General features: G+C 68.7%; 20 protein-coding genes. 6 read left to right on the top strand and 14 right to left on the bottom strand.

Annotation, left to right across the window (positions count from 1 at the left end):
- Positions 1-56: 56 nt before the first annotated feature.
- The 3 genes from mctP to IEY88_RS25880 form a co-directional block, all read right to left on the bottom strand.
- Positions 57-1691, bottom strand: a complete 1635-nt coding sequence (mctP, locus tag IEY88_RS25890; RefSeq protein ID WP_189157432.1) for a monocarboxylate uptake permease MctP — start codon at positions 1689-1691, stop codon at positions 57-59.
- The gene (locus IEY88_RS25885; protein WP_189157431.1) at positions 1691-1957 is read right to left on the bottom strand and encodes a DUF3311 domain-containing protein; all 267 of its coding nucleotides are present in this window, start codon (positions 1955-1957) and stop codon (positions 1691-1693) included. Before IEY88_RS25885 ends, mctP begins: the two co-directional genes overlap by 1 nt.
- A gap of 105 nt (positions 1958-2062) precedes the next feature.
- Positions 2063-2749 (bottom strand): GntR family transcriptional regulator, encoded by a 687-nt coding sequence (locus IEY88_RS25880; protein WP_229693756.1) that lies wholly within the window; start codon positions 2747-2749, stop codon positions 2063-2065.
- A 98-nt stretch (positions 2750-2847) separates the two neighbouring features.
- On the opposite strand from IEY88_RS25880, the gene IEY88_RS25875 reads away from it, so the two are divergent.
- Positions 2848-3627 (top strand): LamB/YcsF family protein, encoded by a 780-nt coding sequence (locus IEY88_RS25875; protein WP_189157430.1) that lies wholly within the window; start codon positions 2848-2850, stop codon positions 3625-3627.
- Between the two features lie 717 nt (positions 3628-4344).
- Here the strand turns inward: IEY88_RS25875 and IEY88_RS25870 are convergent.
- From IEY88_RS25870 to IEY88_RS25830, 9 genes are all read right to left on the bottom strand, one after another.
- The gene (locus tag IEY88_RS25870; RefSeq protein WP_189157429.1) at positions 4345-5244 is read right to left on the bottom strand and encodes an ROK family protein; all 900 of its coding nucleotides are present in this window, start codon (positions 5242-5244) and stop codon (positions 4345-4347) included.
- An 11-nt stretch (positions 5245-5255) separates the two neighbouring features.
- Positions 5256-7424, bottom strand: coding sequence for an NEW3 domain-containing protein (locus IEY88_RS25865; protein ID WP_189157428.1), 2169 nt, complete (start codon positions 7422-7424; stop codon positions 5256-5258).
- A 53-nt stretch (positions 7425-7477) separates the two neighbouring features.
- Positions 7478-9586: a hypothetical protein gene (locus IEY88_RS25860; RefSeq protein ID WP_229693755.1), complete on the bottom strand. Its 2109-nt coding sequence runs from the start codon at positions 9584-9586 to the stop codon at positions 7478-7480.
- A 9-nt stretch (positions 9587-9595) separates the two neighbouring features.
- On the bottom strand, positions 9596-10363 hold the full coding sequence (locus IEY88_RS25855; RefSeq protein WP_189157427.1) for an amino acid ABC transporter ATP-binding protein: 768 nt from the start codon (positions 10361-10363) through the stop codon (positions 9596-9598).
- The gene (locus tag IEY88_RS25850; protein WP_189157426.1) at positions 10360-11157 is read right to left on the bottom strand and encodes an amino acid ABC transporter permease; all 798 of its coding nucleotides are present in this window, start codon (positions 11155-11157) and stop codon (positions 10360-10362) included. Before IEY88_RS25850 ends, IEY88_RS25855 begins: the two co-directional genes overlap by 4 nt.
- 74 nt (positions 11158-11231) lie before the next feature.
- On the bottom strand, positions 11232-12050 hold the full coding sequence (locus IEY88_RS25845; RefSeq protein WP_189157425.1) for a transporter substrate-binding domain-containing protein: 819 nt from the start codon (positions 12048-12050) through the stop codon (positions 11232-11234).
- A 241-nt stretch (positions 12051-12291) separates the two neighbouring features.
- Positions 12292-14946 (bottom strand): MGH1-like glycoside hydrolase domain-containing protein, encoded by a 2655-nt coding sequence (locus tag IEY88_RS25840; RefSeq protein ID WP_229693754.1) that lies wholly within the window; start codon positions 14944-14946, stop codon positions 12292-12294.
- A gap of 110 nt (positions 14947-15056) precedes the next feature.
- The gene (locus IEY88_RS25835; protein ID WP_189157423.1) at positions 15057-16754 is read right to left on the bottom strand and encodes an ATP-binding protein; all 1698 of its coding nucleotides are present in this window, start codon (positions 16752-16754) and stop codon (positions 15057-15059) included.
- 66 nt (positions 16755-16820) lie between these two features.
- Positions 16821-18239 carry a M20/M25/M40 family metallo-hydrolase gene (locus tag IEY88_RS25830; RefSeq protein ID WP_189157422.1) on the bottom strand — a complete coding sequence of 473 codons (1419 nt, stop codon included), beginning with the start codon at positions 18237-18239 and terminating at the stop codon, positions 16821-16823.
- Positions 18240-18594: 355 nt separating this feature from the next.
- On the opposite strand from IEY88_RS25830, the gene pdhA reads away from it, so the two are divergent.
- The 5 genes from pdhA to IEY88_RS25805 all read left to right on the top strand — a co-directional run bounded on the left by pdhA (position 18595) and on the right by IEY88_RS25805 (position 23661).
- Positions 18595-19791 (top strand): pyruvate dehydrogenase (acetyl-transferring) E1 component subunit alpha, encoded by a 1197-nt coding sequence (gene pdhA, locus IEY88_RS25825; RefSeq protein ID WP_189157421.1) that lies wholly within the window; start codon positions 18595-18597, stop codon positions 19789-19791.
- On the top strand, positions 19791-20816 hold the full coding sequence (locus tag IEY88_RS25820; RefSeq protein ID WP_189157420.1) for an alpha-ketoacid dehydrogenase subunit beta: 1026 nt from the start codon (positions 19791-19793) through the stop codon (positions 20814-20816). The genes pdhA and IEY88_RS25820 overlap by 1 nt, the downstream gene beginning before the upstream one ends.
- Before the next feature lie 14 nt (positions 20817-20830).
- The gene (locus IEY88_RS25815) at positions 20831-22231 is read left to right on the top strand and encodes a dihydrolipoamide acetyltransferase family protein (protein WP_189157419.1); all 1401 of its coding nucleotides are present in this window, start codon (positions 20831-20833) and stop codon (positions 22229-22231) included.
- A 113-nt stretch (positions 22232-22344) separates the two neighbouring features.
- Complete coding sequence (locus tag IEY88_RS25810; protein WP_229693753.1) at positions 22345-23265, top strand: helix-turn-helix domain-containing protein; 921 nt, start codon at positions 22345-22347, stop codon at positions 23263-23265.
- 69 nt (positions 23266-23334) lie between these two features.
- Positions 23335-23661, top strand: coding sequence for a hypothetical protein (locus tag IEY88_RS25805; protein WP_189157418.1), 327 nt, complete (start codon positions 23335-23337; stop codon positions 23659-23661).
- Positions 23662-23775: 114 nt separating this feature from the next.
- On the opposite strand, the gene IEY88_RS25800 is transcribed toward IEY88_RS25805, so the two are convergent.
- Together IEY88_RS25800 and IEY88_RS25795 are read right to left on the bottom strand one after the other, a co-directional pair.
- Complete coding sequence (locus tag IEY88_RS25800) at positions 23776-24990, bottom strand: acyl-CoA dehydrogenase family protein (RefSeq protein WP_189157417.1); 1215 nt, start codon at positions 24988-24990, stop codon at positions 23776-23778.
- A 10-nt stretch (positions 24991-25000) separates the two neighbouring features.
- Positions 25001-25630 (bottom strand): SCP2 sterol-binding domain-containing protein, encoded by a 630-nt coding sequence (locus IEY88_RS25795; protein WP_189157416.1) that lies wholly within the window; start codon positions 25628-25630, stop codon positions 25001-25003.
- Positions 25631-25686: the final 56 nt, after the last annotated feature.

The following is a 25686-nucleotide window of genomic DNA, read 5'->3' as shown; positions in this document are numbered from 1 at the left end:
CGCAAAGGGCCACCCGCCGTAACCGGCAGGTGGCCCATAGTGTTGCGGACTTCGTCTCAGTGGGCGGCGATGGGCTTGACCCTCGGGTTGTCCTCGTCGACGTGGTAGTCGGACGGATCGGTCTGGTCCGTGCCGTTGAACCACTTGGCCTTCTTGGCGATCAGCGTGACGATCACCGCGACGAGCAGGTTCACGAACAGCGCGAGGATGCCGACGTAGATCTGCGTCGTCGACTCACCGAACGGGTGCCAGCCGAAGATCGAGATCTTGCCCAGCGGCAGCGCGGAACCGGCGAAGTGCGCCTTGCCGATGGCCGGGTTGCCGATGTTGTAGAGCAGCCACATGCCGTAGCCCATGCCCGCGATCCAGCCGGCGACCAGGGCGTAGACGTGGAACCAGCGCGTGTAGAGCGCGATCGCGACCGCGGGCAGCGTCTGCAGGATCATCACGCCGCCCATGAGCTGCAGGTCGATCGAGAACTGCGGGTCGATGAACACGATGAACGCGACGGCGCCGAACTTCACCACGAGGCTGGCGAGCTTGGCCTGTTTGGCCTCCTCCGCCGGGGTGGCGTTCTTCTTCACGTACTCCTTGTAGACGTTGCGCGTCCACAGGTTCGCCGCCGCGATGGACATGATCGCCGCCGGCACCAGCGCGCCGATGCCGATGGCCGCGAACGCGATGCCCGCGAACCACGACGGGAAGTTCGCGCCGAAGAGCTCGGGCACGATCGTGTTGGTGTCGGGACGGCCGGTCGCCTGGTTGACGATCGGCTTGGTGCCCGCGCTGATCGCGACGAAGCCCAGCAGTGCCAGCAGACCGAGCAGCAGCGAGTACGCCGGCAGCGCGACCATGTTGCGTTTGATGACGTTGCGGCCGCGGCTCGCGAGGATGCCGGTCAGCGAGTGCGGGTAGAGGAACAGCGCGAGCGCGGACCCGAGGGCCAGCGTGGCGTACTGCAGCTGGTTCGTACCGGTCAGCAGGACGCCGTCGGTCTTGCTCGGCGTCGCGTCGAACTTGGCCTGCGCGTCGTTGAAGATCTCGCCCCAGCCGCCGAACTTCGCGGGCAGGTAGATGATCGCCACCAGGATCACCAGGTAGATCAGGATGTCCTTGACGAACGCGATCAGCGCCGGTGCCCGCAGGCCCGACTGGTAGGTGTAGAGAGCGAGGATCAGGAACGCGATGAACAGCGGCAGGTGGCCGAGGATGCCGGAACCGTTGAGGCCCATGGACCGCAGCACCGCTTCGAGGCCGACGAGCTGCAGCGCGATGTACGGCATGGTCGCGACGATGCCGGTGATGGCGATGATCAGCGCCAGCCAGTGCGAGCCGTAACGGCCCTTCACGAAGTCGGCGGGCGTGACGTAGCCGTGCACGCGGCTGACCGACCACATCCGCACCAGCGGCAGGAAGACGAGCGGGTAGAGGATCACCGTGTACGGCAGCGCGAAGAACCCGGTCGCACCCGCGCCGAACATGAGCGCCGGCACGGCGACGAAGGTGTACGCGGTGTAGAGGTCGCCACCGACCAGGAACCACGTGATCCAGCTGCCGAACTTCCTGCCGCCGAGGCCCCACTCGTCGAGGTGGTCGAGGGTGTCGCCCTTCTGCCATCGCGCAGCCAGGAAGCCCATGACCGTGACGAGCAGGAAGAGAGCGCTGAAAACGATCAGCTCGGTCCACTGCATCAGTTCGCTCCCTCGTCCAGGTCGTCCACGCCGAGCTTGTCCGGCTTGCCGGTGACCACGGGCTCGTCCTTGGTCTTGACGTAGACGAGGCCGACGCACACGACGCCGAGCGGGACGAACAGGAACTGGTACCAGTAGAAGAACGGCAACCCGAAGATCCTGGGCTCGTCCATGTTGAACCACGGCGTGATGAGCATGAACAGCGGAAGTATCAGCAGCAGGTTCCAGTTGCTCCAGCGCAAGCCGGTCTTGTGATCCGACGGCATGGTGGCCCTCCGTGTACGCGGTGTTGCGCGGATGTTAGGCCTGCTCGACGGACTCGTCAGCTACGTGATCGCAATCGTTGCCTTCGACTTAACGTTCTCTTTGGACTAATCCGCCAGCAGGCGGCCGGAGAGGTCCTTCTCAGCGGCGTCGAAGTACTCGTCGAGCTGCTGGACGGCTTGTTCAACCGTCCCATTGTTCAACAATTCCACGATCCTGCGGTTCCACGGCAGGTAGGTCTGGTGGAAGGCGTCCACCTCGTGCGCGACGCGGAACGCGAGCATGAGCTCGGCGAAGAGGCGATCGGACTCGTCGCTCAGGCGGGTGCTGCCGGCGAGGCCGACGATGCCGCGGTGGAACTGGATGTTCGCGCTGCCGGTCTTGCTGAAGTCGTTCTTCTCGGCCCTGGCGACGGCCTGCCGCACCGGTGCGCGCACCGCTTCCCGCTGCGCCTCGGTGACGTCGTTCCAGAGGCGGAGGGCGCCGCACTCGATCACCCGGCGGGCGGCGTAGAGGTCGCGGACGTCGGCGCCGGTCGGGCGGCGGACGAAGACGCCGCGGCTGTGCTCGTGCACCAGGATCCGGTCGCGGGTGAGCAGCCGGAACGCCTCGCGCAGCGTGTTGCGGCTGACGCCGAGCGCCCCGCCGATCGCTTCCTCGCTCAGGCGCAGGCCCGGCTCCAGCTCACCGTCGAGCACCCGCTCGCGCAGCATGTCGGCGACCTTCTGCGCGGTGCTCGCGCGCTCCAGGTCAGCCTTGTTCTGGGCCAGCGTCGACACCCACGTCTCGGTCACCTCAGCAGTCTATTTGCAGGATCGTTCGATTGCACTATCGTAGAATCGTTCAACAATCCCACAATCCACCGATCGAGCGCGCAAGAGGGAGGACGGTCATGGACGTGAACGCGGACCTGGGCGAGGGCTTCGGCCACTGGACCCTGGGCGACGACAAAGCCCTGCTGGCCGTCGTCACCAGCGCGAACATCGCCTGCGGCTACCACGCCGGCGACGCCGACACCATGCGCGCGACCTGCATCCAGGCCGCAGCGGCGGGGGTGGCGATAGGCGCCCACGTCGGCTACCGAGACCTACCGGGCTTCGGCCGCCGCTTCATCGACGTCGCCCCGGACACCCTGACGAACGAGGTCCTCGCCCAACTGGGAGCCCTGGCGACTTTCGCCAGAGCCGCAGGCACCCGGATCTCGTACGTCAAACCACACGGCGCCCTCTACAACACCCTCGTCCGCCACGAGGCCCAGGCAGACGCCGTGGTGGACGCGGTCCGCCTGTTCGACCCGACCCTCGCAGTACTGGGCCCACCAGGCGCGGTCTGGCTGAAACGAGCCTCGGTAGCGGGTCTGCGCATCTGGCACGAGGCGTTTGCGGACCGCGCCTACACCCCCTCCGGCACGCTGGTACCACGCACCGAACCAGGAGCCGTCCTACGAGACCCGGCGGAGATCGCGGCCCGCTGCGTCCAACTGGCAACCGAGGGCTGGCTCCGCAGCGTCTCCGGCCGCCCGGTCCGAATCCAGGCCGACTCGATCTGCGTGCACGGCGACACCCCGAACGCCGTCGAGACAGCCCGAGCCGTCCGCACAGCCCTGGAGGCGGCAGGCGTACCGGTGGCCAGGGTGGAGTCCCCACTCCGCCACACCCGCCAAGCAGTCTGACAACGCCCGACCACCCGACGGGCCCAAGCCGGACGCTCACCCGGAGGTGGCCCAGCCAGCCCGCATCCGACCCTCGACCCCGCCCGACGGCCGGCCCAGTCACGCCCGCGCCCAGCTCTCGAACCGACCCGGCAGCCGCCTCCGCGCCCAGCCCCGCCACCCGAACCCGTTCGGCTGCCCGTCCAATCACCCGCGACCAGGCCGGTCTGTCGCATCAGAGCGGCACCCCCACCAGCACAGCCGCTCGCGTCTCGCCCCGCCCTGTGCTCGGACCCCGCCCGGCGGCCACCCGTGCCCTGCGCTCGGACCCGCCCGGCGGCCACCCGTGCCCTGCGCTCGGACCCGCCCGGCGGCCACCCGTGCCCTGCGCTCGGACCCGCCCGGCGGCCACCCCGCGCTCTGCGCTCAGGCCCGCCCGGCGGCCACCCCGCGCTCTGCACTCGGACCCGCCCGGCGGCCACCCCGCGCTCTGCGCTCAGGCCCGCCCGGCGGCGAGTCCGCGCTCTGCGCTCAGGCCCGCCCGGCGGCCACCCCGCGCTCTGCGCTCAGGCCCGCCCGGCGGCGAGTCCGCGCTCTGCGCTCAGGCCCGCCCGGCAGCCACCCCGCGCCCTGCCCTCGAACCCGCCCGGCAGCCATCCGCGCCCTGCGCTCGAACCCACCCCGCGCCCAGCCCGGCAGCCCAGCCCAGCAGCCCAGCCACCCCGCGTCCAGCCCAGGTCAGACGGTCTGCCGCACCAAAGCCGCCGCCCCCACCAACCCGGCCTCTCCACCCAGCTCCGCAGCCCGCACCTCAAGCCCACCCAGGTACGACAACCCGGCATGCGTCTTCAAGGCCCGCCGAACCGGCTCGAACAACAACTCCCCAGCCTGCGCCACCCCACCCCCGATGACGGCCAACTCCAGATCACACACCGCAGCCGCCCCGGCGATGGCAACGCCCACCGCCCGCCCGGCCCGCTCGAACGCCTCCTGCGGAATCTCCTCACCGGCCAGCGCGGCGGCAGCCAGCAGGGCAGCGTCCGCATCATCCGGCGCCCGCCACCCGGCCCGCCGAGCCCAGGCCACCATCCGCGGACCGCTCGCCACGGTCTCCACACACCCGCGCCCGCCGCAGGTGCAAGGCAGGCCGTCGGGCTCCACCACGATGTGGCCGATGTGCCCCGCGTTGCCGGTACGCCCGCCGAACGGCCGTCCGTCCAGCACGAGGCCGCCACCGACGCCCGTCGACACGACCAGGCCGACCATGAACGTGCTGCCCTGCCCGGCGCCGCGCCAGTGCTCGCCGAGCGCCATGCACACGCCGTCACCCGCGAGCTCCACCGGCACGCCGGGGAACAGCGACGCCACGGACTCGCGCAGCGGGAACGCCCGCCACGAGGGCACGTTGATCGGGGAGACGGTGCCGGCAACGGCATCCACGGGGCCTGCCGAGGCGATGCCCACGCCCGCGACGGCCGAGTCCTGGACCACCGAGGAGATCACCGAGGCCACTGCGTCCCAGGGGTTCGAGGACGGCGTCGGCACTCGCGCGGAACGCACCACGGAGCCGAAGGGGTCCACCAGGGCGGCGGCGATCTTGGTGCCGCCGAAGTCCAGTGCCAGCACCAGATCAGTCACGGTGAGGCAGCTTAACCAGCCACTTCGAGCCGGATGGGCGCAGTGGTCCGCACCAGGTCACCCGCACTCACGCGCACCACGGCCGGCCACGTGCCCGGTGTGGCCCACGAAGGAGCGGCGAGCGTGAAGTCGAGCGGCAGGCGGCCCTGCGCCGGCAGCAACCCGCCCACGCAGAACGGGCCGGCGAACTCCCACGACGACCTCGGCGACAGCAACCGGGCCTGGACCGGCAGGTCGCCGTGGGCCCCGGAGGCCATGACCACCCGCAGCAACGCGGACTCGCCCGGCCGCACCGACACGTGCGAAGGCGACGAGGCCACCCACAGCACCTCGACCGGGTCGTCGGCGTCCCACTCGGGGACGGTCAGCAGCGCGACGTCGTAGACCTCGAACGGCAGGCCCTCCAACGTCGCACGTACGGGGTGGCAGCCCGGTGTGCGCGGCGGCTCCAGCTGCACCTCGGCCGACACGTGACCGCCTGCCGGCAGCGACACCGGCAGTTCGGTCCACGACGACGACCAGCCATCGGGCAGCGAGAGACGGACGACGCCGGAGAACTTCGAGCCGTCCGACACGGCCACCACGCGCAGCCTGGTCGGGCCGAGCACCTCCAGGTGGACGTTCGCGGGCAGCCCGCCCAACGGCGCGGGCTCGTGCAGCCAGTAGCGCGCGAACACCGGCGTCACCGCGGGTGAGACGGGTCCGAGCGGCGGACCGGCCAGCGCCAGCCTGGCCGCCACGGAGGGCAGCGTGCCGCTGGCGGGCGACCGTGAACCCAGCACGGCGTGCAGCGACGACGGGCCGAGGTGACCCACGTCGTTCCACAGCGTGAACGTCGTGGAGCCGACCATCTTCTCGCCGACCTCGCTGTGCCACACGCTGATCGGACCGACGAGACGAGGCGCCTCGAGCGCGGGACCGTCGACGGCGACGAGGGAAGCGATCGGGTCGTACGACAGGACGTAGTGAGTGGATGCGATCTCGGTGCCGTAGCCGCGTTGCCAGCCGTGATCGACGTTGTCCTCGACCAACTCGTACGTGCGCCACCCGCGTGCGGGCACATCGCGCGCCAAGAACGTCACGGTCACGCCGTCCACCAACGTCGGCAGCACGGCACCGTCGAACTCCACGTGCACGTTGCGCTCGTACGGCAGATGCACGGACACGATGTCGGTACAGGCCGAAGGCAGCGAGTTCCACACGACCACTGACGAGTCCACAGAGGACGTCAACGCCTCCAAAGACCGCGAGACGACGTCGGACTGCAGGTCGAAGGCCTCCCGCGGGTGCGCCAGAGCAGCGCGGGAGAGCGCGGCGGACGGGAACGACGCCCCGGTCAGCCGAGCCGCGTGCGAAGCGAAAACAGCAGCGGGCGAGTCGTCGAGAGGAGCGCGCGGCAAGGGCACAGAGCCACGCACGTAGTAGTCGCGCGGCAACGAGCAGACGATCCGTGGCCACGTGTAGCGCGCGCTCCAGTCATGATGGATCGCCGTCACCCACGGGTTCGGAGCATCACGATCGGCACCGACCGGCAGCATCACGTGCGGTGCGAGAGCACCGGACCGCAGCTCCAGGAACGACGAGTAGACCGACCGCTCCGCCTCACCGAGCGACGAGGCCGCGAGCGACGGCCCGGACGGCAGCGACGACAGCACCGGCGCCACACCGACCACGTTGGACTCCGACCCGACGACCTCGACCCGGCCCTCGGAGATGAGCCGCAGCAGCAACGAGCGGTGCTGCGGGAACATGTCCCAGTACGGCTGCAGCAACTCCACGGACGTCACCGCGAACCGGTACGCGGGATCGGTCAGCGCCAGGTCCAGGTGCGCTCGCAGCGCGTCGAACGGCGCATCACCCGCGACGTGCCCGACGAGGTGCACCGTCCACCCCGGCGAACCCACCACCAGCGAGAACGTGCACGACTCCTCGCCAGAGCCAGACCGCACGACGGCCTGGGCGGGCACCACGGAACCCGGCGGGTGCTCGGACACGTCGACCGCGAGCTCGTAGCCGAACGGCCCCAGCACCAGCGAACCGCCGTGCCGCGGCGAGTGCAGGCCTGGCCCGGACACGTGCGCGTGCACCGGCCCGGACAACGCAGGTGAGGTCAGCCGCACCACCTGCAGCAGCGCGGTCCGAGGTCCGACGAACAGTTCGGTGGACTCGGCGGCGATCACCGGACGATCGCACCACTGTTCACCAGACGGCGAAATACCCCGATGGTGGCGTTCTACCGCTTGAGCATGCGCGTCAGGCCGGCGGCCACGGTCGTCGCCAGGATCCAGCCCGTCACGATCAGCCCCGACGCGATCCACTGCGACGCGCCCGGCGTCTGCCAGCGGTTCTTGTTGCCGAAGTCGACGATCGGCACCACCAGGTCGATCGTGTAGAGCCACGCGTTCCACGGCAGGTGGTCGTCGTCGTTGATCTCGACCAGCGGTCCCTTGACGTGGAACCAGATGCTGCCGACGACCCACGCCGCGATCAGCCACCCCAGCGCCCGCGCCGGCCGGTAGCCGTACCCGACCATCGACCGCTGCAGGAAGCTCCACAGCAGCACCAACGGCCCGAAGAACCGCATGCCCTCGGCGACCGCCTTGTACCGCAGGCGTTGCTTCTCGATCAGCACGGTCGAGGCGTGCTCCTCGTTGCCCGCCGCGGTCAGCATCTCGGCGAACTGGTCGTACGGTCGCGGGTGGTAGCTGCGTCGCATCGCCTGCCGCAGCCAGCGCAGCCGTTGCTGCACCTGATCGTCGTCACGCAGGTTGATCGGGTACGCGAGGGAGTCGTAGCGGAAGTCGTCGAGGTCGATGAAACCCGTGGTGTTCCAGAAGTTCTCGTTGTCGTCCAACGACGTGCAGCGCGCCTGCCGCAGCGTCACGAGACCCTTGGGCGGCGACACGACGTTGAGCATCAGCTCCTGCACCTGCATGCCCATGGCGTTCAACGCGTGGCTGTCGAGCTTGTAACCGAGCACCGCGCCGTTGAAGTTCGCCATGCGGCCGATCACCGCGCGACGGCACCGCACGCCGCCGTGCGCGACGAACTCCTTGTCACCACGTGCGCAGATGAGGTCACGGCCGATCGTGGCGCCGCCGATGTCGAGCGACGGCTTCTCGCGCGGCTGGTGCCGGTACTTGCCCGGCTTGATCAACCGGCTGCCGCGCAGGTCGAGGTTCGCGCCGACGGTGATGCCGCGCAGCTCCAGGCCGCCGGACACCTCCGACTCGCGCACCACGAAGTTGCTGCCGATCTGGGAACGGTTGGCCAGCACGGCATCCGCGGCCGGATTGTCCACAGTGGCCCGTTCGATCGTGATGCTGCCGCGCACGTGCGTGTCGACCATGCGCAGCTGGCCCTTGATCTTCACCCCGCGCCCGACGACGTCACCGCCGATCTCTGCGCCGTCGACGTGAAGCGCGCGGCCGGAGCCGGTCGGATCAGTGCCCACCGAAGGCGGCGAGACGGCGTCTAAAACGGCCTCTGCCAGCGAGAACGTGCCACCGATCTTCGCGTTGACCGCGCGGATCGTGCCCTGGCTGGTGAACCCGCGGTCGAGCTCCAGGTCGCCGGACACGTCCACGCGGTCCAGGAAGAGCGTGGCGGACGGGTCTCCGTGCGGGTCGCTGGTGTGCTTGAAGTCCGATCCGCGCGAGAGCGTCGCGCCGCTCAACGACAGCGTCGAGCTGATGCGCGCGTTGGCCAGGAAGACGATGCCGTGCGAGGTGAACGCACCGAGGAAGTTGCCGCCGACCTGCATGCCGTTGCCGTTCAACGTGAAGCCGTCGGCGTTCTCCAGCACGGCGCTGCCGAGGTTGACGTTGCCGCCGATGCGCGCGCCCGCGAGCCGCACCTCGCCCTCGGTGACGATCCCGAACCCGAGCAACGCGCCCGCGACCGTCAGCCGGTCACCGTGCAGGCACAGCCCGCCGGGAACGCTGAACCTGGTGCCGCGCAACAGGACCGAGCCCGCGATCTCGGCGTCGGTGAAGTCGGTCAGGCCGGAGACGCGGCAGTCGAGCAACGAGACGTCGTTGCTGCTGCTCAGGTTGCGCGCCTCGAGACCGGGCAGGTCGCAGTCGGCGAACGAGATGCCGGCGAGGTTCGCCTGCCGCAGGTCCGGTGCCGCCTCGAACTGGCAGCGCTCGAACTCCAGCACGTACGGGACCTCGACCGCGCGCAGGTCGAGGACGTCGGTGACCACCCGGTCCACGACGCGGATGACGGGTGGGGTGCTCGGCTTCCGCCGAGGCAACCTCCACCCGCCACCACCAGAGTTGTCGTTCTCCCCCAACAGCCCCCGCAGCACGTCCGCCGCGGCGACTTTCCCCCTCGCCACCAGACCAGGCTAGGCGGGATCGCTCGGGCCGTGGTGCGTCGGGTCGAGCACGCGCGCCAGGAACTCCTGGGTGCGCTCCTCCTGCGGGTTGCCGATCACCTCGGCCGCCGGGCCCTCCTCGACGATGTAGCCGCCGTCCATGAAGATCACCTTGTCGGCGACCTCGCGGGCGAACTGCATCTCGTGCGTCACGACCAGCATCGTCATGCCCTCGTCGGCCAGCTGGCGCATGACGCCGAGCACGTCACCGACGAGCTCGGGGTCGAGAGCAGAGGTCGGCTCGTCGAACAGCATCACGTCCGGGTCCATCGACAGCGCGCGGGCGATCGCCACGCGCTGCTGCTGGCCGCCGGAGAGCTGCGCCGGCATCGAGTTGGCCTTCTCCTTCAACCCCACGCGGTCGAGGTTGCGCAGGGCGATCTCCTGCGCCTCCTTCTCGCCCCGCTTGAGCACCTTGCGCTGCGCGACGGTGAGGTTCGCGAGGACGTTGAGGTGCGAGAACAGGTTGAACGACTGGAAGACCATGCCGATCTTCGTGCGGGCCAGGTCGATGTCGACGTCCGGGTCGGTCAGCTCGACGCCGTTGACGACGATCTTGCCGTCGTTCGGCTCCTCGAGCAGGTTGACGCAGCGCAGCAGCGTCGACTTGCCGGAACCGGACGGGCCGATGATGCAGACCACGTCGCCGCGGTTGACCGTGACGTCGATGCCCTTGAGGACGTCCAGCGAGCCGAACGACTTCTTCAGGCCGGTGATCTCGACACTGATCTCGCTCACAGGACGGACACCTTCTTCCCGCCGGAGCGGCGCTCCAGATACCGCGAAAGGTACCCGAGAGGCAACGTGATGATCAGGTAGCAGAGGCCGACCACGAGGATCGGGGTGAGCGACGGGCTGCGGCTCAGCGTCTCGCGGCCGAACTTCGTCAGCTCGTACTGGTCACGCGCCAGTCCGATGATGTAGATCAGCGAGGAGTCCTTGGTCAGCAGGATCAGCTCGTTGGTCAGCGGCGGCAGGATGATCCGGAACGCCTGCGGGATCACGATGGTGATCATCGCGCGGCCCTGCGACATGCCGAGCGAGCGGGCCGCCTCGACCTGCCCCTTCGGCACGGCCTGGATGCCGGCGCGGATGGTCTCGGCCATGTAGGCGGCACCGACGATGCCGAGCGCCAGCATGACCGTGGAGTAGATGTCGAACTGGATCTGGAACGCGAGCGGCACGCCGAACGCCAGGCCGATGAACACCAGCAGAGCCGGGATGCCGCGGAAGAACTCGATGTAGATCGTCGCGATCCACCGGTACGGCGCGATCGACGAGAGCTTCATCAGCGCGAGGACCAGGCCCAGCGCGAGGCCGAACGCGAACCCGAGCGCGGTGTAGATGAGCGTGTTCTTCAACGCGATGGTGATGACGTTGGGGAACATGTCCCCCATCGTCTTGAAGTTGAAGAACGCCGTGCGGATCTGCTCCCAGTCGGCGAGGAACGCGATCACCACGGCGATGACGACGAGCAGCGTGTACTGCGAGTACCGGAAGTATTCGGCCCGCTTGCGCTTGGACAGCGCCATGGTACGACTCCTAGCGGATGTGGTTCGGACGCGAACGGGGCGGCGTCGTCCGCCGCCCCGCTCAGCTCAGATCGCTACTTCTTCTCCGGCGCCTTGCCGAACCACTTCTTGTAGATCTCGTCGTACTTGCCGCTCTCCTTGGCCTTCTTCAGGACCTCGTTGACCTTGGCGGCGAGCGCGGTGTTGCCCTTCTTGATGCCGATGCCGTACTGCTCGTTCGTGTCGAACTCGGCGGAGACGGCGGTGTCCGGGAACTCCTTGACGTAGTCGAGGAGCACGCCGTTGTCGTTGATCGCGGCGTCGACGGCACCGGTGCGCACGGCGGTCTCCATCAGCGGGAGGTCCTCGAACTGGATGACCTCGTAGCCGTTGGCGGCCTTGTTCTCGTTCGCGTAGATCTCACCGGTGGTGTCCTGCTGGACGCCGATCTTCTTGCCCTTGAGGTCCGCCAGCGCCTTGATCGGCGAGTCCTTCTTGACCAGCAGCGCCTGCGAGGCCTCGAAGTACGGGTCGGAGAAGTCGATCGACTGCTTGCGCTCTTCCTTGATCGTCATACCGGCGGCGGCGAGGTCGCACTGGTTCGCGTTGAAGCTCGCGCCGGACGTGATCGTCTCGAACTGGGTGTCGAAGATCTCCTGCTTGACCTTCAGTTCCTCGGCGATCAGGTCGACCAGGTCGACGTCGAAGCCGACGGTCTTGTCGCCTTCGGTGTACTGGAAAGGCTTGTAGGACAAGTGGGTGCAGGTGACGAGCTTGCCTTCCTTGACAAGCTTGATGCCACCGTCGGTGCTGCCACCACCGCTGTTGGTGCTCGTCGCGCAACCGGCGAGCGCGGTCAGCGCTAGGGCCGCTGCGGGCAGCAGGGCGAGCACGTGCCTGGGTCGACGAGCCACTGCGTCACTCCTCGTAACTGTCGCGGACGAGTGAACGGGATCCTGCCACTCGGGTGACGTGGTGGACAGCACGTGCGTGTTACAGGCCACTGCCTTGCAATGATTTTGCGTCAAATCGCCTTTTTGATCGCAGAATCTTGTGTGGTTTGGCTCAGATCACACAACTTCTTCACGTATTGCACACGGATGATTACGATCCGCGAGTGTCTCCTTGATCAGGATTTGATCACGACGGTGCTGGTCAGCGTGTTCTCTCGCTCATCAGACCTGCCACGAGAGCGGTCCAGCCCGTCTGGTGGGTCGCGCCGAGGCCTTCGCCCGTGTCCCCGTCGAAGTACTCGCTGAAGGTGACGTGCCTGCGCCAAAGAGGTGACTCGGAGGCCTCGATCCGCTTGCCGTCCGACGGCCGGCGCCCGTCGTGGTCGGGCAGGAAGAGCCCGACGAGCCGGTCGGACAACTCGTCCGCGACCTGGCCCGCGGTGACCCAGCGTCCCGAGTGCGTCGGCATCTCGACCTGGAACATGCCGTCGTGGAACGCGCAGACCGTGCGCAGCGCCTCGACCAGCAACGCGTTGGTGGGCAACCAGATCGGGCCGCGCCAGTTCGAGTTGCCACCGAACATCGGCGTGTGCGACTCGCCCGGCTCGTAGCCCATGCGGTGGTCCTGGCCCGCGACCTTGACCTCCAGACCCTCGCGGTGGGCCGCGCTGAGCGAGCGGATCCCGTGCGGTGACAGGAACTCCTGCTCGTCGAGCATCCGGTGCAGCACGCGCTTGAGCTTGGTCTCGTCCAGCAACGACACGAACGCGCCGCGCTCGTAGTGGAACGTGATGAACTGCCGGAGCTCGGGCCGTCGCTTGAGCAGGTGTTCCAGCCGGCTGGTGAATCCCCGCAGCTCCTCGAGCACCCACGGCTCCAGCACCGCCGAGGCCAGCAACGGGATCAGGCCGACCATCGACCGCACGCGCACCGGCTCGGACTCGACGCCGCCGTCGGGACGGCGCCGTGACACCCGGTCGTAGCAGAAGCCGTCCTCGTCGTGCCAGATCCCGCCACCGTGCGAACCGAAGTGCGTGAACGCCTCCGCGATCGACAGGAAGTGCTCGACGAACTTCGTCGCGACGTCCTCATAGGACTCGTCGTCGCGCGCCAGCTCCAGCGCGATCTGCATGAGGTGCAGGCTGTACGCGGCCATCCACGACGTGGCGTCGGACTGCTCCAGCCGCCACTCGCCGAGCATCGGCTCCGACCGGTTGACCGGCCCGATGTTGTCCATGCCGAGGAACCCGCCCTCGAACAGGTAGCTGCCGTCGGCGTCCTTGCGGTTGACCCACCACGAGAAGTTGAGCAGCAGCTTGTGGAAGACCTTGGCGAGGAACGCCCGGTCCCGGCTGCCGTCCGCGCGGTAGACCTGCAACGCCGCCCACGCGTGCACCGGCGGGTTGACGTCGCCGAACTCCCATTCGTAGGCGGGGATCTGGCCGTTCGGGTGCATCATCCACTCACGGCAGAACAGCAGCAGCTGCTCCTTCGCGAACGCCGGGTCGACCAGCGTGAACGGGATCGTGTGGAAAGCCAGGTCCCACGCCGCGAACCACGGGTACTCCCACTCGTCCGGCATCGAGATGACGTCGGCGACGTCGAGGTGCCGCCAGTGCACGTTGCGCGCCTGGGGCGTCCGCCTGCTCGACGGCGCTTCCGGCTTCGTCGGGTCGCCGTCGAGCCAGTCGCGCGTGCGGAACCGGTAGTGCTGCTTCGTCCACATGAGACCCGCGAGCGCACGCCGCAACACGTGCTTCTCTTCAAGGCTGGTCTGCGGCGCGATGGCGTCGTGGAACTCGTCGGCCTCGGCCTTCCGCGCGGCCACGGTCTCGCCGAAGCTCGGCCCGAACGGGTCCAGGTGCCCGTCGCCGCCGATGAGCCGCAGCCGGATCGTCACCGTCTCGCCCGGCTCCACCGGGTCGAACGAGTACCAGGCCGCGAACTTCGTGCCCGCCACTCCCGTCTCGTCCGGCCCCACCACCTGGCAGCTGCTCGTGCTGCCGCGCACCACGTAGTCGCAGACGCCGTCCTTGGCCCACGGCGACGGGTTCCGCTCGGCCCCGAAGAGCGCCACCTCGTTGCTCTCGTTGTCCGTCATGAGCATCGACGGCGAGTCGTCGAGATGCAGCGTGTACCGGCCGAGGTTGCCGTGGTCAGCCGTGACCTTCCGTCCGGCCGTGGTGCTCGCAACGAGCTGACACGGCCGTTGATCCCGCCCCCACGCCCACGTGTTCCGGAACCAGAGCTGAGGCAGGAGGTGCAACGGCGCGTCCTCGGGCCCGTGGTTGGTAGCGCTGATCTCGATGCAGATGTCGTCCGTCTCGGCCTTCGCATACGTGACCTGCACGTCGAAGAACCGGTTCTCGTCGAGCACGCCGGTGTCACTCAGCTCGGGCTCGCGGTTCTCCCGCCCCGCGTTGCGCGCCATCTCCCGCAGCTGCGCGTACGGGAACTCCCGCTGCGGATACCGGTAGACCACCTGCATCCAGGAGTGCGTGGGCGTCCCGTCGGTGACCCACCAGTGCTCCTTGACGTCCTCGCCGTGATTGCCCTCTTCGTTGGCGAGGCCGAAGTACCGCTCCTTGAGGAACGGGTCCTTGCCGTTCCACAGGGCAACGGCGAAGTTCATGAACCCGTGCACGTCACAAATGCCGGCGATGCCGTCCTCGCCCCACCGGTAGGCGCGCGAACGAGCGTGGTCGAACGGGAACGAGGCCCACGCGTCACCCTCGGGCGAGTAGTCCTCGCGGACCGTGCCCCACTGGCGACCCGAGAGGTACGGCCCCCACAGCCGCCACGGCGAGGTCGGGTTGTCCGACTCCGCGAGACGCGCCCGTTCCGCTTGTTCGCCCATCGCCCCAGTGTGGGACACCAGGTAGGACGGCTGGTCGGGCCCACGTCTCGGTTGAGTCCTTCCTCACTCGACACCGGGTGGAGCCGAGGGCCGGGCATGACCTGAACGGCTCATTTCGGCCCTGTCCACAGGTACCTCCGCTTGGGGCTGGTCCGCGCGCCTTCGGCCCTGGCCAGACCTTCCCCGATCAGCTCTTCCAGCCGGATCAGCACGGTCGGGCGTGAGTACCCGGTCGCCGCGATGAGGTCCTTGGCGCTGGCCGAACCCAGTGTGCGCAGCACTTCGGCGACGTCGGTCTGGAGCGGGGTGCCGGTGAAGAGGTCGGGAGTCTCGGCCGGTGCCCCCAGTGAGTACGTGGCGTATCGGCGGCCACCTGTGCGCACGGCGAGGCCGTTGTTCACCAGGTCGCGCAGCACCGCTGTCGCATCGGCTTGGTTCGCGCCGAACTGCCGAAGAGCCGCGTTGCTGATCGAGCGGCCGTGGTACATCGTCGCGAGGGCGAGTTCGTGCAGCTGGGTGAGCCCCGGTTCGCGCAACCGGGCGAGCCACTGGCGCGTGGCCGGGTCGAGCAGCTCCGACCTGCTGAACTCGACCTCGAACCGATTCGCGAAGTTGCGGAAGATCGGCCTTGCCAGGCCGGACCGCTGCAGTTCTTTGATCATCGACGGGATGCCGGAGGCCCTGTTCTCGGCGACGAGTCGGTCGCTCAACGGCAGGTAGGTGTCAGACAGCAACGAGGCCAGGAACGAGTTGCGTGATGAGCTCACTCCCTCGGCACCGAGATCCTCGAGCACCACAGGTCCGAAGAGTCCTCCTGAGCTGCGTACCAGCAGTCGGTCGGGGTGCAGTTCGATCTGGACCTGGGTGCCACGGGTCACGCCGCTGTAGTCGCGGTGCAGCAGGGCGTTCACCACTGCTTCCCGGACGGCTTCCATGGGGTAGTCGAGCTGTTCGCGACGACCGCTGCCGTCGACGTGGGTGCGAACTCGCATGTGCCGGCGCAGCACCGCCATCGTCTCGGACACGAGTTCCGGGACCGGGCCGCGAATCACCGGGTTGTCGTCGAAGCGCGGTCCGGTCTCGTCGCCACTGAACACCACGACCGAGACGGTCAGTTGCGGGAAGTGCTGCTGGGGATAGCTGCCGAAGGTCAGCAACCCGCCCAATGACGGCACCAACGCACCGTTCTCGGCTCGTACCAGCACTCGCAGACGTTCCAGGGCTGCGACCTCGTCCAGGTCGCGAAAGGCTCGCGACGTTTGCCGCACACGTTCGAGGGTGCGTCCGAAGGAGACACGGTCCAGGTCGCCGATCCCCGCGTCCGCCACGGCTTCGAGGTCGTAGCGCGGCTGACCGCGGTTGGCGATGGCCAAGCCGATCTCTGCCTGGGTCATCCTGCGATCCCCGTCGCCCACCCGCACGTAGGAGCCCGTGGCGATGCCTTTGGACGCCACGTAGCACGGACGGTTGTCGGAAGGCAGCGGATCGATCTCTGCCACGACGATCGGTAGGCCCTCGACCTCGACGACGTCCACCGCGATGCGCAACGGAGGGTGGAGGCAGTCGCTGGCCAACGCGGACAGATCGTCGCGCAGTTTGGCCGCGTCGAGGAGTCGGACCGGACGAAAACCATCGTTCTCGTCCAGTCCGAGCACGAGCGTGCCGCCGTTGGTGTTGGCGAAGGCGGAAAGGCTTTCGGCAGCGCTCTTCGGCAAGCCACCCGCTGCCGACTTCGCTTCCACGTCGCTCATCTCCGCGCCCGTCCGGCGCAGGCGTTCGATGAGCGACTGCAGAGTCGATGCTTCCAAGCGTGCCTACTCTCAACTCTCAAACCGCAGTTGAGAGTAGCTTAGAGTAGTTGAGAGTAGCGGGAATCAGCTCTGCCTGGACTGCGCGTCCAGCACCAGGGCGATCGCCTCCGTGACCCGAGCCGCGTGCGCCAGATGCAGCCACTCGTCCGGAACGTGGCAGTTCGAGTCCGGCCCGATCACCCCGGTCACCACGAACTGCGCGGCGGGGTACGCCTCGTGCAGCAACCCCATGAACGGGATCGACCCACCCAAGGACACCGTCCGCCACGGCGCCCCGAAGATCTCCTTGCCGGCGTCGTCCAGCACGGCGGTCAGCCACGGAGCCAGCTCGGGCGCGTTCCAGCCGTCGGCCGACTCGACCCGGGACAGCTCCACGGTCGCGTTGTAGGGCACGTCGGTGGTGAGCTTCGCACGCACCGCTTCCAAAGCCACCGAGGCGGACGCCGTCGGCGGCAGCCGGAACGACAGCACCAGCGAGGTGAACGGCCGCAGCACGTTGCCCGCGTCGTCCGGCAGGGGCAGGCCCTCGGCGCCGGTGACGGACAGGGTCGGGCGCCACCCGGAGTTCAGCGCCAGCTCGACCTCGTCGGAGGAGACGGGCTGCAGGTCGCCGACGCGCGGCACCGGGTCCCACAGGGCACCGGGCGCGGCCTCGACGGCCTCGCGGACCTCGGCCAGGCGTCCGGCCGGGATCTCGACGTGCATCTCCGGCACGAGGATCTCGCCGGTGGTGGAGTCCTCGATCCGGTCCAGCAGCTGGCGGGCGATCCGGAACGACGACGGCACGATGCCCGACGCCATGCCCGAGTGCAGGCCGCCGTCCAGCACCCGCACGGTGGCCGTGACCTGCACGAGTCCGCGCAGCGACGTCGTCAGCCACATGCGGTCGTAGTCGGAGCCGCCCGAGTCGAGGCACACGACCAGAGCCACGCGCCCCAGTTGTGCGGACAGGTGCTCCAGGTAGGCGGGCAGGTCGGGCGAGCCCGACTCCTCGCCGGTCTCCAGCAGCACGACGCAACGGGAGTGCGAGCCGCCCGCCGCGCGCACGGCCTCGATCGCGGCGATCGCGGCATATCCGGAGTAACCGTCGTCGGCGGCGCCACGGCCGTAGAGACGTCCGTCACGCAGAACTGGGGTCCACGGGCCGAGCCCTTCGCCCCAGCCACCCACCGGCGGCTGCTTGTCCAGGTGTCCGTAGAGCAACACCGTGTCGTCGCCCGAGTTACCGGACGCGGGGACGTCGACCACCAGCAGCGGGGTTCGTCCCGCCAGTTGGACGACTTCGAGCGTCGCTCCGGGGAGGTCTCGTGACTCGATCCAGAGGCGCACGTGCTCGATCGCGGCTGCCAACTCTCCGTGTTCTTCCCAGGCGGGGTCGAACGCGGGCGAGATCGCCGGCACGGCGACGAGCTGAGACAGGCTCGGGACGATGTCGTCGTCCCAGAGCGTCCTGACAGTGCTGGTCACAACTGAGCGGTCCACTTCTCGATCCTGTCACGACTCCGCCTCCGCCCGCGTCCGTAGCCTCTATCCCTGAGACCTCGAACTAAGTTAACGATCGGTAACCGGGACAGCGACGTCCGGTAGTCGGACGGCCTAGTCGGAGGACAAAAGGTCGAACTTCCGACTGTTGTCGCTGATCAGAACGTTGACTCGTGTGTTACGAAGTGGGACGGGTCTCACCAACTCGGGTGAGGCCGTGTCAGGATGTGGTCGTAAGCCACCGTCACCGTCGACGGCTGCCTCCGGCCCCACAGGGTTGGCGGCGACCGCCGACGTCGCCGCACGAGGTCGTCACGAGCGATCAGGCGGTCGGAGAAGACAGAGGAGAAGGCGCATGTCGTCCCCTGAGCAATGGACGCACCCTGAGCCGGATGCAGCGCCGGCCGCCACTGCCGCGAAACCGACAGCGGAACAGGTGATCGCAGGCTTGCGAGCGACAGACGAGGGCGGCGCCGACCTGGTGCAGCTCCTCACCCCCGAGGGTGAGCGGGTGACCCACCCCGACTTCGACATCGACATCACGGCGGAGGAGCTGCGCGGTCTGTACCGCGACATGGTCCTGATCCGCCGGGTCGACCGCGAGGCGAACGCCCTGCAGCGCAAGGGCCAGCTCGGCATCTGGGTGCCGCTGCTCGGTCAGGAGGCCGCGCAGATCGGTGCCGGTCGCGCGATGCGCCAGACCGACATGGCGTTCCCGAGCTACCGCGAGCACGGCATCGCGTGGACGCGCGGGATCAACCCGACGGAGCTGCTCGGCATCTTCCGCGGCACGGACCAGGGCACCTGGGACCCGGTCGAGAAGCGCTTCCACCCGTACACGATCGTCATCGGCAACCAGGTCCTCAACGCGGCCGGCTACGCGATGGGCCAGAAGTTCGACGGCAAGGTCGGCGACGACGAGGGAGAAGCCACCATGTGCTTCTTCGGCGACGGCGCGACCAGCCAGGGTGACGTGCACGAGGGCTTCGTGTGGGCCGCGGTCTACGACGCGCCGCTCGTCTTCTTCTGCCAGAACAACCAGTGGGCGATCTCCGAGCCCACCGAGCGCCAGTCGCGCCTGCCGCTGTACCAGCGCGCCCGCGGCTACGGCTTCCCCGGCATCCGCGTCGACGGCAACGACGTCCTCGCGACGCTCGCCGTGACGAAGTGGGCGCTGGACGAGTGCCGCCACGGCAACGGCCCGATCCTGATCGAGGCGTTCACCTACCGGATGGACGCGCACACCACCTCCGACGACCCGACGCGCTACCGGCTGTCGGACGAGCTCGAGATGTGGAAGCTCAAGGACCCGATCGAGCGCGTGAAGGTCTACCTGGTCCGCCAGCAGTGGGCCGACCACGAGTTCTTCGAGAGCGTCGAGGCGGACGCCGACAAGCTGGGCGAGGAGCTGCGGGAGTTCTGCACGAACATGCCCGACCCGCCCGCTGAACGGATCTTCAGCAACGTGTACGCCGAGGGCAGCCCCGTCCTCGACGCGCAGCGCGACGAATTCCTCGACTACGTCTCGGGTTTTGCTGGAGGTGAGCACTGATGGCTGCTCCGACCATGGACCGTTCCACAGCTGCTGCCCCGGCGTCCCCGGTGCAGACGCTCACGATCTCCAAAGCCCTGAACATGGGCCTGCGGGCGGCGATGGAAGCCAACCCCAAGGTCATCATGATGGGCGAGGACATCGGCAAGCTCGGCGGCGTCTTCCGCATCACCGACGGCCTGCAGAAGGACTTCGGTGAGCAGCGCGTGCTCGACACGCCGCTCGCGGAGTCCGGCATCATCGGCACCGCCGTCGGCCTCGCGATCCGCGGCTACCGCCCGGTGTGCGAGATCCAGTTCGACGGCTTCATCTTCCCGGGCTTCGACCAGATCGTGTCGCAGGTCGCGAAGCTGCACTACCGCACCCAGGGCAAGATCAAGCTGCCCATCGTGATCCGCGTGCCGTTCGGTGGCGGCATCGGTGCCGTCGAGCACCACTCGGAGTCCCCGGAGTCGTACTTCGCGCACACCGCCGGCCTCAAGGTCGTCTCGTGCTCGAACCCGGCCGACGCGTACTGGATGATCCAGCAGGCGATCGACAGCGACGACCCGGTGCTGTTCTTCGAGCCGAAGCGCCGTTACTACGAGAAGGGCGAGGTCGACACCACGGCCCAGCCCGGCAAGCTGTTCGAGTCGCGCGTGCTGCGTTCCGGCACGGACGCCACGTTGGTCGCGTACGGCCCGATGGTCCGCACGTCGCTGGACGCGGCCAACGCGGCCGCGGAGGACGGCACGTCGCTCGAGGTCATCGACCTGCGCACGCTGTCGCCGCTGGACCTCGCGCCGGTCTACGACTCGGTGCGCCGCACCGGCCGTCTGATCGTCGTGTCCGAGGCGCCGTCCGAGTCCTCGATCAGCAGCGAGATTGCAGCCAAGGTCCAGCAGGAGTGCTTCTACTCCTTGCAGGCACCGGTGCTGCGGGTGACCGGTTTCGACACCCCGTACCCGCCGTCGAAGCTCGAGGAGGAGTTCCTCCCCGACCTCGACCGGGTGCTGCACGCCGTCGACCGCTCTCTCGCCTGGTAAGGGGACAACCGGAAATGCCGCAGTACAAGCAATTCCCCTTGCCCGACACGGCAGAGGGGCTGACCGAGGCCGACATCCTCACCTGGCACGTCAAGCCCGGTGACACCGTCAAGGTCAACCAGATCATCGTCGAGATCGAGACGGCCAAGGCCGCCGTCGAGCTGCCGTGCCCGTGGGCCGGCGTCGTGACGGAGCTGCTGGCCGAGCCCGGCCAGACCGTCGAGGTCGGCGTCCCGATCATCACGATCGACACCGACCCCGGTGGCGCGGCCGCACCCGCACCCGCGCCTGCTCCCGTTGCGGCGGAGGCGAACGGCACCTCGTCCGGCAAGATCGGCGAGGAGATGCCGGGCGGGCGCATCGCGACGCTCGTCGGCTACGGCCCGAAGTCCGGTACCGCGAAACGCCGTGCCCGCAAGGACTCCGCGCCCGCCGCGGCTCCGGTCGCGGCTCCGGCCGCCGCTCCGGCCGCGGTCGTCGTGGCCCCGCCGGCTCCTGCTCCCGTGGCCCCCGTCGTGGTGGCCGCGCCGGTGCGGGCTCCTGGCGGGTACGTGCCGCTGGCCAAGCCGCCGGTGCGCAAGCTGGCCAAGGACCTCGGCGTCGACCTGCACGCGCTCGCGGGCTCGGGCCCCGGCGGCGTCATCACCCGTGAGGACGTCGAAAGCGCCGTCGCCGCACCGGTCGCGGCTCCGGCAGCGTCCTCTGTGGACAACGGCTCGCGTGAACGCCGGGTGCCCATCAAGGGTGTCCGCAAGGCGACCGCGCAGGCGATGGTGGACAGCGCGTTCACCGCGCCGCACGTCACCGAGTTCCTGACGGTCGACGTCACGCCGATGATGGAACTGCGCGCACGCTTGAAGAACGCGCCGGAGTTCCGCGGTGTGAAGCTGACGCCCCTCGCGTTCTGCGCGAAGGCGATCATCCTCGCGGCCCGCCGCACGCCCGACGTCAACGCGACGTGGGACGCGGCGGCGAACGAGATCGTCTATAAGGACTACGTCCACCTGGGCATCGCGGCCGCCACGCCGCGCGGCCTGGTGGTGCCGAAGGTCCGCGACGCCGACCGGATGTCGTTGAAGGAACTGGCGGTCGCGCTCGACGAGCTCGCCACGGTCGCCCGCGAGGGCAAGACGTCGCCGGCCGACATGATGAACGGCACCATCACGATCACCAACGTCGGCGTCTTCGGCGTCGACACCGGCACGCCGATCCTCAACCCCGGCGAGTCCGCGATCCTCGCCCTGGGCGCGATCCGCGACATGCCGTGGGTGGTCGACGGCGAGATCAAGATCCGCAAGATCTGCCAGCTCGCGCTCTCCTTCGACCACCGCGTGGTCGACGGGCAGCAGGGCTCGCAGTTCCTGGCCGACGTCGGCGCGCTGCTGGCCGAGCCGGGCATCGCGATGACCTACTGAGGCAGCTCCGAGAAGGCCCCCGTGCTCCGGCGCGGGGGCCTTTTCGCTGTTCAACCACCCAATCGGGCAATCGGGTTTGACTCTCCACCTACTGGAGACTGCAGAGTTCTCCCGTGACGCGCTACCAGATCGGCGAGCTCGCCAGGATGACCGGACTCACCGTCCGCACCATCAGGTTCTACTCCGACTCGGGCCTCATCCCGCCCGCGGACAGGACCACCGGCGGCTACCGCACCTACGACACCGAAGCGGTGGCGAGGCTGAAACTCGTCCGCACGCTGCGGGACCTGGGCGTGGACCTGCCGACCGCCGGCAGGGTGCTGGCCCGCGAGGTGTCGGTGACCGACGTGGCGCGTGCACACGCAGACGCGATCGACGCGCAGATGAAGACGTTGCGGCTCAGGCGAGCCGTGCTGCGCGCCGTCGCCAAGGGAGGGGAGATGGAACTGATGAACGAGTTGGCACGCATGTCGGACGAGGAGCGCCAGCGGATCCTCGACGACTTCTTCGAGGAGGTGTTCGGGCCCTACGAGCTGGACCCGCAGTTCGAGCAGCACATGCGCTCCGTGCGCGTCGAACTGCCGGACGACCCGTCGACCGAGCAACTGGAAGCGTGGGTCGAGCTCGCCAAGCTCGTGCAGGACCCGGACTTCCGCGCCGTCGTGAAGCGGATGTCCCAGCAGCACGAGGAACAGCGCCGCAACGGCGCCGACCTGAGCCCGCCGCAGGGCGACCAGATGGAGGCGTTCAACTTCGCGATCGCCCAGGCACGCGAGGCGATCGACGCGGGCATCGCACCGCAGTCCGCCGAGGCCCGCGCAGTGGTGGACCGCGTGAACGCCAACTGGGCGGAGGCGCTGGGCCTGCCGAACGACGAGAGCGTCGTGGCGAGGCTGCGCGAGCTCTCCGACTTCGCGGACCCGCGTGCCGAGCGGTACTGGGTGCTGATCGCGAAGGTCAACGGCTGGCCCGCGATGCCGGACCACTCACGCGAGCGCGCCTGGCTGCGCGAAGCCGGCCAGCCGTTCGGCTAAACCTCCGTCACACCGCGGGAACCAGCTGGGCGCCCAGCTCGTTCCTGTGACAACGAAGGGGGAATCGCCATGTCGGCTCTGTTCGAAATTCTCGGGAGCGTGTTCGGCGACGCCTTCGGGCCGAGCGACGAGACCTACTCACCCGGCGACGCCGACGTCCACATCGACGGCGAGTGGCAGGAGGGCGAGCTGTTCTTCGGCCCCACCAGGGTCATCTGGGACGAGCGCATCATCTTCAGCGACGCGGAGGGCCGCGTCGAGCAGATCGTCGACCAGGACCCGCCGCACCCGAACTTCGTGGTGCTGCACTTCCGCCGCCCGCACGACACCGTGCTGCTGGCGGTGCACCGGCGGGAGCTCAAGCGGCTCGGCACGATCCTGACCCTGCCGCTCTGATCCGCGCGGCCCCTGCTGCCGTTGACACCCAACGGCCGGTAACGGGTGGTCGGACGTTGATCGCACTTCCGGCGCGGAAGTGGAGCGGGCGACCCGAAGGCCGCCCGCCCGACGTCACCTGATCTGCATCCCGGAGATCATCCGGGACACCACCAGCCGCTGAATCTCCGAAGTCCCCTCGAAGATGGTGAAGATCTTGGCGTCCCGGTGCATCCGCTCAACGGGGTGCTCACGGGTGTACCCGGCCCCACCCAGGATGTGGATCGCCCGCTCAGTCGCCCACACCGACACCTCGGACGCCTTGAGCTTCGACATCGACCCCTCACCCGCGGTGAACGGGACGTTGTTGCGCCCCATCCACGCCGCCCGCCACACCAGCAGCCGCGAGGCGTCGATCTCCATGCGCATGTTCGCGAGGTCGAACGCGATCGACTGGTTCTCGATGATCTTGCGCCCGAACGCCTCGCGGTCCTTCGCGTACTCCAGCGCGTAGTCGTAGGCGGCGCGGGCGACGCCCACGGCCATCGCGCCCACGGTCGGGCGGGTGGTCTCGAACGTGGCCATCGCCGCCTGGCCGCCGGCCTTCAACCCTTCACGGGCACGCGCAAGACGAGCCTCGAGACGCTCGCGACCGCCGAGCACGCAACGCCCAGGCACGCGCACGTCGTCCAGGAACACGTCGGCCGTGTGCGAGGCGCGCATGCCGTGCTTCTTGATCTTCCCCGGCGACGACAACCCCGGCGTACCGGGCGGGATGATGAAACCGGCCTGGCCACGAGATCCCAGCGACGGATCCACGACGGCGGTGACCACGTGCACGTTCGCGATGCCGCCGTTGGTGGCCCACGCCTTCTGGCCGTTCAGCACCCACTCGTCGGTGGCCTCGTCGTAACGGGCGCGAGTGCGGTAGCCGGCCACGTCGGAGCCCGCCTGGGGTTCGGAGGCGCAGAACGCGGCCAGCTTCGGGTCGGACTCGTCGCCGAAGCACTCCGGCACCCACTCGGCGAGCTGTTCCGGCTCGCCGCCCGCGAAGATGCCCGCCACGGCGAGGCCGGTGCCCATCAGGGCCAGCGCGATGCCGGCGTCACCCCAGAAGAGTTCCTCGGTCGCGATCGGCAGGGACAGGCCGATGGGGTCCGCGAACCAGGTGGCGAGGGACTCGAAGCCGTAGAGGCCGATCTTCGCCGCCTCCTGGATCACCGGCCACGGCGTCTCCTCGCGCTCGTCCCACTCGGAGGCCGCCGGCCTGATGACGTCGCGAGCGAAGCCGTGGACCCAGTCGCGCAGGTCGGTCTGGTCTTCGTTCAGCTCGAGCGAGAAGCCACCCACAGAAAGTCTCCTAAGCCTTCGGGATGTTGAACAGGCTCATGAACCCGGCCGCGAACCCCAGGTCGCCCTTCACCTTCAGCTTGCCCGTCATGAACAGCACGGGGGCGGAGGCGTTGCCGGTCGCGAGCTTGAGGAAGTCCGCCGGCGTCAGCGTCACGATGGCACGGGCCTCGCGCGTCACGCCCTTGTTGATCACGCAGGTGGCGTCTTCGATGATGGCCTCGTAGACGTCTTCGAGCACGTGGAAGTGCACGACCGCGCGAGTGGCGCCCGCCCGGTCCGCGCGGAAGTGGACCTCCATGCGGCGGAACACCTCGTCCAGCACGCGTACGCGCAGCGCGGGATCGGCGACGACGGCCTCGATCTGGTCCTTCGAGGCGCGCGAGATGATGCGGGCGAAGTTGGACGGGTCCATCTTCGCCAGGTCGAGGTCGGCGCCGCCGTCCGCCAGCGCGCCCAGCGCGTTGAGCAACGCGGCGAAGTCGTCGCGACCGAGCTTCTTCGGGTCGATGCCGCGGGCGATGACGTCGATGTTCACCTCGGCCAGCGCCGGGTCGTCCGGCTTGATCTGCTGCAACGTGCTGATCAGCTCGGCCGGGCTGAGCTTCGCGATCGCCTCGGTCGTGAGGTCGAGCGTCATGGACACACCTCCTGGTACCTACTCGCGAGTAAGACTACTCACCAGTAGATAGTGCG

Origin of the sequence: Lentzea pudingi (genome assembly GCF_014646255.1) — a bacterium.
GTDB classification, from domain to species: domain Bacteria; phylum Actinomycetota; class Actinomycetes; order Mycobacteriales; family Pseudonocardiaceae; genus Lentzea; species Lentzea pudingi.
This window is presented reverse-complemented; position numbering and strand designations above follow the sequence as displayed.

What these genes read in the sequence shown, in the direction of transcription:
- mctP (WP_189157432.1), bottom strand. Translation starts at nt 1,691, where the DNA reads ATGCAGTGGACCGAGCTGATCGTTTTCAGCGCTCTCTTCCTGCTCGTC.
- IEY88_RS25885 (WP_189157431.1), bottom strand. Translation starts at nt 1,957, where the DNA reads ATGCCGTCGGATCACAAGACCGGCTTGCGCTGGAGCAACTGGAACCTG.
- IEY88_RS25875 (WP_189157430.1), top strand. Translation starts at nt 2,848, where the DNA reads ATGGACGTGAACGCGGACCTGGGCGAGGGCTTCGGCCACTGGACCCTG.
- IEY88_RS25850 (WP_189157426.1), bottom strand. Translation starts at nt 11,157, where the DNA reads ATGGCGCTGTCCAAGCGCAAGCGGGCCGAATACTTCCGGTACTCGCAG.
- IEY88_RS25840 (WP_229693754.1), bottom strand. Translation starts at nt 14,946, where the DNA reads ATGGGCGAACAAGCGGAACGGGCGCGTCTCGCGGAGTCGGACAACCCG.
- pdhA (WP_189157421.1), top strand. Translation starts at nt 18,595, where the DNA reads ATGTCGTCCCCTGAGCAATGGACGCACCCTGAGCCGGATGCAGCGCCG.
- IEY88_RS25820 (WP_189157420.1), top strand. Translation starts at nt 19,791, where the DNA reads ATGGCTGCTCCGACCATGGACCGTTCCACAGCTGCTGCCCCGGCGTCC.
- IEY88_RS25815 (WP_189157419.1), top strand. Translation starts at nt 20,831, where the DNA reads ATGCCGCAGTACAAGCAATTCCCCTTGCCCGACACGGCAGAGGGGCTG.
- IEY88_RS25805 (WP_189157418.1), top strand. Translation starts at nt 23,335, where the DNA reads ATGTCGGCTCTGTTCGAAATTCTCGGGAGCGTGTTCGGCGACGCCTTC.
- IEY88_RS25795 (WP_189157416.1), bottom strand. Translation starts at nt 25,630, where the DNA reads ATGACGCTCGACCTCACGACCGAGGCGATCGCGAAGCTCAGCCCGGCC.